The organism is Amycolatopsis sp. NPDC058278 (genome assembly GCF_042881395.1).
Taxonomy (GTDB): Bacteria; Actinomycetota; Actinomycetes; order Mycobacteriales; family Pseudonocardiaceae; genus Amycolatopsis.
In genome coordinates this window covers 1-10623 of the sequence record NZ_JBHVXZ010000208.1, presented here as the reverse complement: position 1 = coordinate 10623, position 10623 = coordinate 1, and the positions used below count along the sequence as shown (strand labels likewise).

The window sequence follows — 10623 nt, the reverse complement described above, 5'->3', positions numbered from 1 at the left end:
TGGCGGACCTCAGATCAGTCTTCTGCCCCCTACAGCGGACGGACCCGGAGCGCCGTCCGCGGCAGCTCGTGGTCATCGGGTCGGACATCGATGTAGAACAACGCCTCGTCCACGGATGCGTCGTCGCCGCCCCAGCGCACGGTGCCGCCCAGGTCGGCGATGATCCCGTGGATCGCGGCGACCTGCGGGGCGTAGAAGCCGCCGCGGGAGCCCGGCGGGTAGTGACCCGGCCGGATCCTGACCGCCGTCCCCGAAGCCAGGTTCGACTCGGGCAGTGCCGGCTTGACCGCGGCCGGAGAGCACCAGCCGGTCACGTCGCCGTCGCGCAGTTCGTCCACGTCGCAGTGGAACCGGTGGATGACGTGCGCCAGCACCGCGTCCACCACGCCGATGCGCAGCTGCACCCCGGACAGCGGGGTGCCGGGCACCGGGCGCGTGTGGATGTTCCCGCGGCCGTCGGCGACCTTTTCCATCTCCCAGCCGTTGTGCGACGGCACTCCGGTCAGCACGTCATTCCGCTTCGGCTGCCGGCGCTTGATCTCCTCCTCCCACTGGTCCGTTCCGGCGTCCGCCGGCGAGGCCGGCGCCAGGACCACGGTTGCTCCGGCCACCGCCGCGGCGATGAGGAATGTCCGACGTCGCAAGGGCATCGCCTCTGCTCCTCCCCTTCTCACAGGTGCCGCGAGATGCCGTTGTACTTCTCGAGGATGTGGTACAGCGCCATGCGTTGCCCCGCGTGCTTCGCCGCTTCGTCACCCCAGCCTTGGTAGCGGCGCAGGATCTCGAAGATCTCCCGCTCGGTGTAGTTCAACGCGATGGGCCTCAGCACCGTCTCGCCGGCCGGCGGGTTCTGGCCGCCCGGTTTGCCGTCCGCACCCCAGATGTGGATCATCGCCACGGTCCGGAGCGCGTATTCGTCGTTCCTGACCTGCCTCCAGGCGGCGTAGATGTCGTCGTCGTCGGCGGTGTCCCGGATCGGGCCGCTGGCCTCCCCCTTGGTGATGCAGTGGTTCCACGCCAGGATCGCGGTGGCCCCGAAGATCTGGGCGATACCCGTCGACGAGTCCCTCGGCGCATTCGGTGGCGGCGGCAGGCCCGGCTGAGGGTCGTGGTAAGCCACGACCAACACATCGACGGCGTCGTCGACCGCGTCCCAGTGCCGCATCTCCCAGTACGCCGACGCCTGGATCAGCGCCTTGCGCATGGCGTACCGGTTCGACAGCTCGGTGATGACGTCGTCGTGGTCCAGCACGGTGGTTCGCAGGCATCGCTCGTGCGTGAAGTTCCGTGTGCCGCCGTTGTTCGGGAACCCGATGGACTCCATGTACTTGCCGACGTCGAGTTCCAGCGCCGGGTACACCTCCGGCGCCAGCCGGGTGTCCGGCACGACGGTGCGCGGCGGGTCGAACGAGTTCTGCCCGATGTCACGGCCCGAAGCGACGTCGACGTCGATCTCGATCGAGCCGTCGCCGGAACCGAGCGCGCGCGTCACGATCTGGTCGTACGCCCAGTCCTCCGGCAGCGGGTAACCCAGGTTGCCGGAGTAGGCCCTGGACATGTCCGACACGAAGCTCGCCGTCGAGTGCCCGGCGGCCGCGACCCGCGAGCACACGTTGCGCGGGCCGTAGATGCCCACCAGATACGGGTCGCCGGCGTCGGCCAGGGAATCCACAATGCCCTTGAAGTGCGGCAGGACGTTCAAGGTCACGTCGCCGTCGAGCGCGTCGAAGTCGACGGAGAAGAAGATCCGCGTGCCGTTCCGGAACCCGTGGTCCTGCGCCGCGTTCATCGCGGCGTAGCCCGCGGCCCGGCCGGCCGGGTAGTTGAAGCTGCCCGCGTCCCGCCCCAACATCTGGTAGATCGGGAAGCACCGCAGGCCGTTGGCGGCGATGGCCTGCAGTTCGCCCGCCTGGATCGGCTTCTCCGAGGTCGTGCTCAGCGCGGTGAGGTAGCGGCCGACGTACCTGATCCCTTGTGCCTTCAGCGTTGCCGCACGGGCATCGGTGATCTTGGTGACGCCGTCGCACGCCTCGCCGTTGCGGGTTTGATCACCGTACGAGACCAGCAGTGATGCCCACGTCGGGAAGTCACCGGTTCCGGACACCGTGAGCTTCGCGAACGACTGGAACGCCTGCACGGCGCTGCCCAGCGAGGAATCGAACGTGCCGGTGAAGTCGACCGGCCGCGCGTTCAACGCCATCACCGCCGAGAACAGCCACACCCAGATTCCCGTGTTGCCGAGGGAGACCGTGTGCTGCTTCAGGCCCGCCTGGGTGCCGGGACCGAACACCCCGTTGGCGGTCCCGTCGGCCATGCCCAGCTCGTACTGGATCGCGAACAGGACCGACTTGGCCACGTCCCGCGAATGGTGGCCGTCGCAGGGGATGACGAAGAAGTCGCGGCGGCCGATGTACCGCCCGTTCAGCCACTGCTGGATCTCGCGGACCGTCGCCGAACCGGAGTTGACGGTGACGTAAGCGTCCATGGTCAACAGCGCCTTGAACACCTTCGGTGTCAGGTCGCTGCCGGGGAACACCGTCCCGACGCCCATGTCCTCCTTGAGCTTGGTCACCGCGGCCTGGACGCGGGGACCGTAGGCGCCGTTGATGCCGTCGCCGTCGTAGCCTTTGCAGTACAGCGCCGACTGGATGATCCGGCAGAAGTCCGCCGAAGGCATCGTGCCGAAGTTCAGCTTCGGGTACTTCGCCGTGAGCGTGGACAGCGTGGTCGGCCCGAAGCTGTTGGTCACCGGCGAGATGCCCAGCTGCCACTGCAGCGCGCGGGTGAGCGCGTACATGACCTCCCACTTGGTGAGGCCGTCCTCCTCGACCGTCATCCCGATCCGGCTGCCGTAGACGTCGTTGACGAAGCGCTGGGCCTGTCTGACCATCTCGTCGGCCATCGTCAGCCGACCTGGATCTCGTCGGTCTTGTCGTTCCACCCGAAGTCGCGGAAGTCGGAGTAGATGCCGTTCGCGGCCAGGTACGCCCGACCGTCCGGCCCGATGGAGTAGTTGACCAGGGTGGCGCCGCCCTGCGGCCGGTGCACCGCGGCGCTGCTGGCCATGTCGCGGAACTTCCAGTCTTCCAGTTTCTTCTTGCCCGGCAGGTTCCACTGCAGGCGCTTACCGGTGTGGTTGATGTTCTCCCACAGGCACACCCAGGTGAACGGGCAGTCTTCGGCCGCGGCGGGACCGAAGCGGCCCGTGGTGGCCGCGAATTCCTGCGGAGTCCGGAAACAGCGGACGTCGCCCACCGCGAACTCGGCGCAGACCTCGGCGTCGGCCCAGCCTTTGCCGAGATCGATGGTCGTGCCTTGGTAGGAGGCCAGCACCCCTGCCGGTGCCGCGTCCGCGGGCGTCTGGGCGATCGAGAAGATCCCGATCGTCATCGCGGCCAGGACGCCTGCTTTCAACCTGCGCATGTGTTCCCCTCGGTTCGTGCGTTCTCATGGGTTGCCGGGACGGAAGTGACCGACACGGGTGTCACCGAACGTGATCGGTCAAGGGTGCGGGTACCCCTCGCAGGCCAACTGCTGCTCACTGTCGGTTTCGTCCCTGAAGCAGAGATCGACCCAGCGGGGGCCGCCGGCGATGTCGACGGGCACGTTGATCGTGCTGGAGGTCACGTCGTTGCAGTGCAGGCTGGTGCTCCTCGCCGGCCAGCGCTTCCAGTCGGCGTCGTAGGCGTAGACGTAGAGCCGGCGGCAGTTGCTGGCCTTGAACAAGTAGTCGACGTCGACGGACCGTTGGTGCCAGCGCAGCATGCCGGCGGCGTAGGTCGCGCCGTAGCGGAGGACCGGGTCGATCGAGCTGGACGGGTCGCCGGTGGTCGTGGCGGGTGCCGCGGTGGCGATCGGCGCCCCGGCCAGGACGGTCGCCCCCACGACCGCGGTCACGGCCGCGGCCGCCTTCACCCGGCTGAACGGAACCGAGCCGGCTCGGTTCCGGACTCTTGTGTCGGCCATCGTGGCTCTCCCCCTCGTCGAGACGACTGCGATCGAGGGGGAGCCTGGCAGTGTTCACTGCAGTGGCGCTGCAGTCTTACGGAACGTGGCCGGTCGGAGGCACTCGAGGGTCTGTCACTTGTTCTGGACGTGCTGCCAGCCGAAACGGCCCTTGATGCAGAGGTTGCCGTGCGTCACCGAGCTCTCGTGCGGGGAAGTCACCTTGACGATCTCGTTGTCCTGGACGTGCAGCGTGAGGTTGCAGCCGACTCCGCAGAACGTGCAGATCGTCGTCGTGGCCGTCTGACGCTCCTCGTCCCACGTGCCGTCTTCGCGCTTGTCGTACTCGCGTTTGAAGCTCAGCGCCCCGGTCGGGCAGACCTCGACGCAGTTGCCGCAGTACACGCAGGCGCTGTCCGGCAACGGGTTCGAGAACTCCGTCGAGATCCGTGCGTCGAAGCCCCGGCCGGCCACGGTGATCGCGAACGAGTTCTGCCACTGCTCGCCGCACGCGTCGACGCACTTGTAGCAGAGGACGCACTTCCCGTAGTCCCGGACGTACAGCTCGTTGTCGACCAGGGCCGGCTGCGCCACCGTCGCCGCGTCCGGGCCGAAGCGGTCCGGGTCCGCGCCGGTTTCCGCCAGCCACTCCGCGACGCCCGGTGTGGTCGACAGGTCCGTCGCCGAAGCCAGGAGTTCGAGGACGACTTTGCGGCTGGTGCGGGTGCGCTCGGAGTCGGTGCGCACCACCATGCCCGGCTCGGCCTTGCGCGAGCACGACGGCACCAGCGTCCGTGCGCCCTCGACTTCGACCATGCAGACGCGGCACGCGTTCGCCGGTTCCAGGGTGTCGCCGTAGCACAACGTCGGGATCACCTTGCCCGCCGCCGTGCAGGCGTCGAGGATCGTCGAACCCTCGGGTACGCGGACCGTCTCACCGTCCACGGTGAACTCGACCAGCCGCTTGGGGATTCCGATGTCCACGATGGTCACTTGAGTGCTCCCAGCCGGTCGATGGCGGACTCGATGGCGTTCCACGCGGTCTGGCCGAGCCCGCAGATCGACGAGTCACGCATGACCCCGCCCACCTCGCGCAGCAGCGGCCGCTCCGCCGAACCGGAGGCCAGGACCCGGCGGATCGCTTCCTCCTGCCGCACGGTCCCGATCCGGCACGGGACGCACTGGCCGCAAGACTCGTCGCGGAAGAACTCCGCGATCCGCAGCAGGAAGCCGCCGAGGTCGGCGAGGTCGTCGAGGACCAGGACGACACCCGAGCCGAGCGTCGCCTTCGCCGCCCGCGCGTCCTCGAACGTCAGTGGCAGGTCCAGCTCGTCCGGCCGGACGAACCCGCCGGCCGCGCCGCCCAGCAGCACCGCCCGCAGCGACCGGCCTTCCGGCACTCCCCCGGCCATGGCGAGCAGCTCCCGCAGCGTCGCCCCGAACGGCACCTCGTAGACGCCGGGCCGCACGACGTTGCCGGACAGGCAGAACAGCTTCGGCCCGGCCGAGGCTTCCGTGCCGATCGCCCGGTACGCGGCCGCGCCTTCGGTGAGGATCAGCGGCACGTTCACCAGCGTCTCGACGTTGTTCACCACGGTCGGCTTGCCGAACAGCCCCTGTTCGACCGGGAACGGCGGCTTCGTCCGGGGTTCCCCGCGGAAGCCCTCGATCGAGTTGAAGATCGCGGTCTCTTCGCCGCAGATGTAGGCGCCCGCGCCGCGCCGGATCTCGATGTCGAACGAGAACCCCTCGTGGCCCATGACGTCGGTGCCGAGGAACCCGCGTTCGCGGCAGACGTCGAGGGCGTTCCGCAGCAGCCGCAGCGCCCGCGGGTACTCGCCGCGGAGGTAGACGAACCCCTGGGTGGCGCCGATCGCGTACGCCGCGATCGTCATGGACTCCACCAGCGCGAACGGGTCGCCTTCGAGCAGCACGCGGTCCTTGAACGTGCCGGGCTCGCTCTCGTCGGCGTTGCACACCAGGTAGTGCGGCCCGGCGGGCTGGGCGGCGGTGGCCGCCCACTTGCGCCCGGTCGGGAACGCGGCCCCGCCGCGGCCGAGCAGCCCGGAGTCGGTGACCTCGCGGATCACCGCGGCCTGACCCATGCGGAGGGCGTTCCGCAGCGCCGCGTAGCCGCCGGACGCGCGGTAGTCGTCCAAACTGGCCGGATCGACGACACCGACTCGGCGCAGCAACCGCAGCCCGTCCTTCTGGTGGATCACCGGCGGCGCGCCCTGGCCCACCACCGGCTCCCGCCGGGCGGCGAGCACGGCCGACGCGCCGGTCGCCGGGGCGAGCAGCTCGGCCGTCGCCGGGTCGCCGGCCTGGAACGTCAGCGCCGCGGGGGCCCGTTCGCAGACACCGAGGCACGGGCTGCGCAGCCACGTGACCCCGCCGCGCGCCTTCCCCGCGGCGCCGACGTGCTCGGTGACGACGTCGCACACCGTCTCCGCGCCGGTGAGCCGGCAGGCCAGGTCGGTGCACACGTGCACCACCCGCGCCGGGCGTTCCTCGAGGGCGAACAGCGAGTAGAAGCTCGCCACGCCGTAGGCGTCCGCGGGCGGCACGTGCAGCGTCTCGCAGATGAGGTTCAGCGCGCCCTGGCTGATCCAGCCGACCCGGTCGTTGACGGCGTGCAGGGCGGGGAGCAGCTGGTCACGGCCGCCACCGGCGAACCCGGCGACCGCCGCCCGTTCTTCGTGCGACGCGACGGCGTCCAGCAGTTTGAGGTCCACTTCAGACCTCCACCGGCAGCTTGTCGACGCGGATCGCCGCCGCCTTGTACTCGGCGGTTCCGGCGATCGGGCAGGTGGCTTCGATGGTGATGACGTTGACGTCGACCTCGTCCGGGAAGTGGAAGGTCATGAACGCGAGCCCCGGCTTCAGGCCCTTGTCGAGCCGCACCGGCGCGACGATCGCGCCCCGCCGGGACGAGATCCGGACCAGTTCGCCGGGTTCGACGCCGAGGGCGCGGGCGTCCCCGGGGCAGAGGTCGAGGGTCTCCCCCTGCCGCAGTGGCGAGGGGAACCCGCTCGACTGGACGCCGGTGTTGTAGGAGTCCAGCCGCCGGCCGGTGGTGAGCCGGATCGGGAACTCCTCGGTGAGCAGGTCGACCGGCGGGCTGTGCTCGAGCACGGTGAACGGCGCCGGCCGGCCGCGTTCGGCCGGCTCCTCGGCCCACAGCCGGGCGTGCAGGAACGTCGGCTCGAGGGTGTCTTCGGAGTAGCACGGCCATTGGATGCCGCCGAGCTCTTCGAGGCGCGCGTAGGACATCCCGGCGTGCATCGGCGACAGCGAGCGCAGCTCGTCCCAGACCTCTTCGCCGCCGGTGTAGTGCCAGTCGTGGCCGAGCCGGCGGGCGAGCTCCGACAGCAGTTCGATGTCGTCACGCGCGCCTTCCGGCGGCTCGAGGGCCTTGCGGACGCGCTGGACCCGCCGTTCGGAATTGGTGAAGGTGCCGTCGCTCTCGCACCAGGCCGCCGACGCCGGCAGCACGACGTCGGCCAGCTGGGCGGTCTTGGTCAGGAAGATGTCCTGCACGACCAGGTGGTCGACGTTGGCCAGCCGCTTGATCGTGTGCTCGCAGTCCGCTTCGGACTGCACCGGGTTCTCGCCGATGATGTACACGCAGGTCAGGTCGCCGCGTTCCATCGCGTCGAGCATCTGGGTGAGGTTGAGGCCCTGGTGCGGCGGGATCGATGAGCCCCACGCGGCGTCGAACTTGGCTCGGACGCCGGCGTCGAGGACGTCCTGGAAGCCGGGGAGCCGGTCCGGGATGGCACCCATGTCGCCGCCGCCCTGGACGTTGTTCTGCCCGCGCAGCGGGTTCAGCCCGGCGCCGTAGCGGCCGACCTGCCCGGCCAGCAGGGCCAGGTTGATCAGCGCCAGCACGTTGTCGGTGCCGTTGTGGTGCTCGGTGATGCCCAGGGTCCAGGACAGCTGGGCGCGGTCGGCGCGCGCGTGGGTGTGGGCGAGTTCGCGGATCAGCCCGGCCGGGACGCCGGTGGTCTTCTCCGCGACCTCCGGGGTCCACGGCTCGACCGACGCGGCGAACTCGGCGAACCCCTCGGTGGCCCGCTCGACGAAGGTCGTGTTCGCCAGTCCGGAGTGGATGATCTCCCGCGCGATGGCGTGGGCCAGGGGGATGTCGGTGCCGACTTCGAGCTGCAGCTGCCGGTGCGCCCAGCTCCCGGTGCTGGTCCGCCGCGGGTCGACGACGAAGAGCTTCGCTCCCTTGTGGACGGCCTTGAGCACGTGGTGGAAGAAGATCGGGTGCGCTTCACGCGGGTTGCCGCCCCAGATCACGATGACGTCGGCGTCCTCGATCTCCTGGTAGGAGGACGTGCCGCCGCCACTGCCGAACACGCGGGCCAGCCCGGCGACGCTCGGCGCGTGGCAGGTGCGGTTGCACGAGTCGACGTTGTTCGTGCCGATCACCGCGCGGGCGAACTTCTGCGCGACGAAGTTCATCTCGTTGGTGGCGCGGGCGCACGAGAACATCCCGAACGCCTCGGGCCCCTTGCCGTCCAGGGTGCGGCGGATGCCGGCGGCGGCCCGGTCGAGGGCTTCGGCCCAGGTGGCCGGCCGCAGCACGCCGGAATCGCGCACGAGGGGCTGGGTGAGCCGGACGTACGGCTCGGTGTTCCTGCGCTTCACGGTGACCTCCGGTCAGTGCGACCCGACGGGGACTTTGCTGGTGTGGTCGAGCAGGGAAACGGCGGCGTGGACGTACCGCAGGGCCGGCGCGGGCACGCCGGTGAGGCCGGCCAGCTCGACGACCGCGCCGACGATCGCGTCGATCTCGAGGGGCTTGCCCGCTTCCAGGTCCTGCAGCATCGACGTCTTGTGGTGGCCGACGCGCCGGGCGCCGTCGATGCGCTTCTCGACCGAGACGCCCGGGTCGCTGCCCGCGGCGCGGGCGATGGCCAGGGTCTCGGTCATCATCGTGGCGACGAGCTCGCGGGTGTCCTCGTGCTCGCACATCTGGGCCATGGTCGCCCGGGTCAGCGCCGAGAGCGGGTTGAAGGCGACGTTGCCCATCAGCTTGATCCAGATGTCGTTGCGCAGGTCGGGTTCGACCGGGGCCTTGAGCCCGCCGGCGATCATCGCCGCGCTGAGTGCCCGGCAACGCGCCGAGATTTCGCCGCCGGGCTCGCCGAGGGAGAACCGGGTGCCCTCCAGGTGCCGGATGACGCCCGGCGCCTCGATGACCGTCGAGCAGTAGACGACGCAGCCGATCGCCCGGCGCAACCCGAGCACCGCGGTCACCGAGCCGCCGGGGTCGACGGTCTCGACCCGCTGCCCTTCGAGTGGATGGCCCCGCAGGCCGTGGAAGTACCACCACGGGATGCCGTTCTGCGCGGCCACGATCGCCGTCTCCGGGCCGAGCAGCGGCGCGAGCAGCTCGCCGCACGAAGCGTAGGAGTTGGCCTTGAGGCCGAGGAACACGAAGTCGGCTTCACCCACCTCGGCGGGGTCGTCCGTGACGTGGGGGTGGGCGGTGAAGTCACCGCGGGGGCTCAGCACGCGGACGCCGTGCTCGCGCATCGCCGCGAGGTGGGCCCGGCGGGCGATCAGGTGCACCTCGGTCCCGCCGCGGTGCAGCGCGGCCCCGACGTAGGCGCCGATCGCCCCGGCCCCGAGAACAGCCACCTTCATGATGTGCCTCCCTGGTCCTGCGCGTGATTGCATACAGTATCCTGGATCCCTGGTCGGAACCAGACTCCGCGCGGCGATCACCCGGGCGGCGCAGCGAAAAGCCGCAAAACCGGCACCGGAGGTCACGTCCGCGGGCTGTGACTGATCCACATCGACCCAAAACCACCCCTCGCGGGTGAGTGCTGGGATTTTGCATACCAAAACCTGTATCCTGGGGGCAGATCACCGCTTCCTCTCCGACTCGAGGTGTCCCGTGAGCCCGCCCGCTTCCCCGCTGCCCGACCGCGGCCCGACCGGCCGCCGCACGGCCAAGGGATCGCTCAGCTCGACCGCCGCCAAGCGCGTCGAGCGGCCCGCGCCGCTGCGCCAGGTCGTCTACGAAGCCCTCGCCGAACTGATCATCAACCGCACTCTCGAGCCCGGGCAGCACCTGGTGGAGGCCGACCTCGCCGAGTACCTCGGCGTGAGCAGGCAGCCGGTCCGGGAAGCGCTGCAACGGCTGCAGAGCGAAGGCTGGGTCGACCTACGCCCCGCCCAGGGCGCCTTCGTGCACCTGCCCACCGACGAGGAGGCCGACCAGCTGCTCAGCGTCCGCAGCGTGCTGGAGACGCACTCCGCGAAGCTCGCCGCCGGCCGGGCGACCGCCTCCGACGTCTTCCACCTGCACGAACTGCAGCAGGCCGGCCTCGAAGCACTCGCCAAGCAGGACACCGAGGGCCTGGTCGCGGCCAACGCCGCCCTCCACGCGTTCATCACCGAGCTCTCGGGGAACGCCGTGCTCGCGGAAATGATCGGGCTGGTCGACCGCCGGGTCCGCTGGTACTACACCCCGATCGCCCGCCCCCGCGGGCGGGACGCGTGGAACGAGCACGAGGACCTGATCCGGGCCATCGCCGCCCAGGACGCCGACGCCGCCGAGAAGATCATGGCCAAGCACACCGAACGGACCCGCCAGGCCTACCACGAACGTCCGGCTGTGCCTTCCGGGGCCGAGTCCCGGAACCCGCCGGGGGCCAGTCC

At 70.1% G+C, this 10623-nt stretch carries 9 protein-coding genes; 1 reads left to right on the top strand and 8 read right to left on the bottom strand.

Annotated features, from left to right (window positions below; all coding sequences use genetic code 11):
* Positions 1 to 29: 29 nt before the first annotated feature.
* The 8 genes from ACFVYA_RS48115 to ACFVYA_RS48080 all read right to left on the bottom strand — a co-directional run bounded on the left by ACFVYA_RS48115 (position 30) and on the right by ACFVYA_RS48080 (position 9603).
* The gene (locus ACFVYA_RS48115; RefSeq protein ID WP_387055137.1) at positions 30 to 650 is read right to left on the bottom strand and encodes a M15 family peptidase; all 621 of its coding nucleotides are present in this window, start codon (positions 648 to 650) and stop codon (positions 30 to 32) included.
* A 20-nt stretch (positions 651 to 670) separates the two neighbouring features.
* A complete protein-coding gene (locus tag ACFVYA_RS48110) occupies positions 671 to 2902 on the bottom strand; it encodes a glycoside hydrolase domain-containing protein (RefSeq protein ID WP_387055135.1) in 2232 nt (743 codons plus the stop codon).
* Positions 2903 to 2904: 2 nt separating this feature from the next.
* Positions 2905 to 3423: a peptidase inhibitor family I36 protein gene (locus ACFVYA_RS48105; RefSeq protein WP_387055133.1), complete on the bottom strand. Its 519-nt coding sequence runs from the start codon at positions 3421 to 3423 to the stop codon at positions 2905 to 2907.
* Between the two features lie 78 nt (positions 3424 to 3501).
* A complete protein-coding gene (locus ACFVYA_RS48100; protein ID WP_387055131.1) occupies positions 3502 to 3966 on the bottom strand; it encodes a hypothetical protein in 465 nt (154 codons plus the stop codon).
* Between the two features lie 114 nt (positions 3967 to 4080).
* Entirely contained in the window at positions 4081 to 4938 is an 858-nt protein-coding gene (locus tag ACFVYA_RS48095) for a 2Fe-2S iron-sulfur cluster-binding protein (protein WP_387055128.1), read from the bottom strand.
* Positions 4935 to 6680 carry an NAD(P)H-dependent oxidoreductase subunit E gene (locus tag ACFVYA_RS48090; RefSeq protein ID WP_387055126.1) on the bottom strand — a complete coding sequence of 582 codons (1746 nt, stop codon included), beginning with the start codon at positions 6678 to 6680 and terminating at the stop codon, positions 4935 to 4937. Before ACFVYA_RS48090 ends, ACFVYA_RS48095 begins: the two co-directional genes overlap by 4 nt.
* A gap of 1 nt (position 6681) precedes the next feature.
* A complete protein-coding gene (locus ACFVYA_RS48085) occupies positions 6682 to 8601 on the bottom strand; it encodes a molybdopterin oxidoreductase family protein (RefSeq protein WP_387055124.1) in 1920 nt (639 codons plus the stop codon).
* Positions 8602 to 8613: 12 nt separating this feature from the next.
* Complete coding sequence (locus ACFVYA_RS48080) at positions 8614 to 9603, bottom strand: 2-dehydropantoate 2-reductase (RefSeq protein ID WP_387055122.1); 990 nt, start codon at positions 9601 to 9603, stop codon at positions 8614 to 8616.
* Positions 9604 to 9856: 253 nt separating this feature from the next.
* Here ACFVYA_RS48080 and ACFVYA_RS48075 point away from each other — a divergent pair.
* The coding region (locus ACFVYA_RS48075; protein WP_387055120.1) for a GntR family transcriptional regulator at positions 9857 to 10623 on the top strand (767 nt) is incomplete at its 3' end.